The 1,834-nt window shown below is 40.8% G+C and carries 3 protein-coding genes and 1 pseudogene; 3 read left to right on the top strand and 1 reads right to left on the bottom strand.

Going from position 1 to position 1,834, the window contains the following annotated elements; genetic code table 11:
- Window positions 1-213 (bottom strand): annotated as a pseudogene (locus BN874_RS25790) (hypothetical protein); the annotation flags it as partial.
- Between BN874_RS25790 and tnpA the strand changes: the two are divergent.
- The 3 genes from tnpA to tnpC form a co-directional block, all read left to right on the top strand.
- Window positions 121-396, top strand: a complete 276-nt coding sequence (gene tnpA, locus BN874_RS26500) for an IS66 family insertion sequence element accessory protein TnpA (RefSeq protein WP_420886133.1) — start codon at window positions 121-123, stop codon at window positions 394-396. The pseudogene BN874_RS25790 and the gene tnpA overlap by 93 nt on opposite strands.
- Before the next feature lies 1 nt (window position 397).
- Window positions 398-751 carry an IS66 family insertion sequence element accessory protein TnpB gene (gene tnpB, locus BN874_RS13450; RefSeq protein ID WP_034434348.1) on the top strand — a complete coding sequence of 118 codons (354 nt, stop codon included), beginning with the start codon at window positions 398-400 and terminating at the stop codon, window positions 749-751.
- Window positions 752-805: 54 nt separating this feature from the next.
- Window positions 806-1,834 (top strand): IS66 family transposase (gene tnpC, locus BN874_RS13445; protein ID WP_154724936.1); only part of this gene is annotated, 1,029 nt, incomplete at its 3' end.

Here is a 1,834-nt window from a genome sequence, read left to right as displayed (position 1 = left end):
TTTGACAAATTTGTGATCGCCAATATCTGATGGCTCAAAAAAAACCAAATGATAAAGCAACGTATCCCCTCCACGAACCCCGTGTTTTTTAGTTAGAAATGGCGTTACACCTTTGCCGCCATGGATCATAAAAGTATAGCGGAGGTAATGCAGTGCCATATAGCAGCGTGCAAAGCTAGTGGCAAGTCTGTATTTAAATACTGCCAGCAGCATGAGATTAAGGTACATCAATATTATTACTGGCAAAAGAAGTTACATCCAAAGCCTTCTGGAAAATTTATAAGTATCACACCATTATTAACCACTGCGCCGGTAAGTATTTTATTTTCTAATGGTAAACGAATATGTTTTGAAACGATGCCGCCTGTTGAGTATATAATACAATTAATGAGCTAGCATGTTGCACCTCAGTTCCCATGACCGGTACTATTTTTACAATCAAACAACAGACATGCGAAAAGGATGTTATGGTTTGTGTGGTATTGTACAAAATGAGATGAAGAAAAATATTTTATCAGGTGATGTTTTTGTCTTTATCAACAAGCGGCACAACCAGATTAAATTATTGCAATGGGATAGAGATGGGTTTGCATTGTATGAAAAGAGATTAGAGAAAGGCACTTTTGAAATGCCCGGCCGCACACAAAACAATAATGACATTTTGCTTACTCATCTGCAATTACAGCATATTTTGCAAGGCATTATTCTGCAATCTGTCAGGCATAAAAAAAGATTTGCCGTAGGTGCTTAAAACTTCGGTCAATGTTGGGTTGCAGCTTCTGTGTGGCATAGTACTTGACTAGTTGTGTCCATCAATTCTACTGATCAAAATATCGATTTTAAATACCTGTATGAGCAATCACTCCTGGTCAATGAGCAGCAGGCTCAGCAAATAAATTTACTCCGCTTACAAATCCTGGAATTACAGAAATTTATCTTTAGCGGCAAGCAGGAAAAGTTTAAACCTAACCCCCATAGCAACGACCAGCAAACAGCTCTGTTTGAAAATGATAAGCTGGCCGAAGTGATGATTGAAAACACTCATCATGTAAGAGCCCATGAAGTAAAGCGCACCGCTGTTCGGGTAAACCACCCTGGCCGCAAACCAATAGCAGCAAACCTCCGCAGAGAAGAAATTATTCTTGCCCCCGCAGAAGATATTACTGGTCTCAAACCCGTGGGTGAGGAAGTAACAGAAATATTAGAATACAAGCAGGGAGAAATATTTGTAAAAAAATATATTCGCCCGGAATACATAAAGCCCTCTGCAGATGGTACGGTGGCAAAGCGTGTAATTGCTGCATTGCCCACTAATATACCCATCGAAAAAAGTTATGTGGGAGCCTCTTTACTCTCTCACCTGATGGCCAGTAAATATGTAGACCATATACCCATTCACAGATGCCTGCAAATGCTAAGCCGCCAAAACATAACGATAGAAGATAACACGGTTAATAATTGGATTAAGCAAGCTTGCAACCTGATACTGCCGCTCTTTGAGGCACATGAGCGGCAGGTGCTGCAAACCATATACCTGGGCGTAGATGAGACCCCCATAAAAGTTTTAGATAAAACAAAAAAAGGCACTACCCACCAGGGTTATTACTGGGTATATTACAACACCCAAACCAGGCAGGTATTATTCAAATACCAAACAGGCAGAGCTGCAGCGTGGCCGAAAGAAACATTAAAAAATTACCAGGGCTATCTGCAAACGGATGGGTATGCCGCCTACAATCAGTTTGATGATGTGGAAGGCATTACCACATTAAACTGCTGGGCGCATGCACGCCGTAAATTTATAGACGCACAAAACTTTGATGATGCAAAAGCC

This window comes from Candidatus Contendobacter odensis Run_B_J11 (genome assembly GCF_000531125.1).
Lineage (GTDB): Bacteria > Pseudomonadota > Gammaproteobacteria > Competibacterales > Competibacteraceae > Contendibacter > Contendibacter odensensis.
The sequence above is the reverse complement of the archived record's forward strand: the minus strand, read 5'-3'. Positions and strand labels throughout refer to the sequence as shown.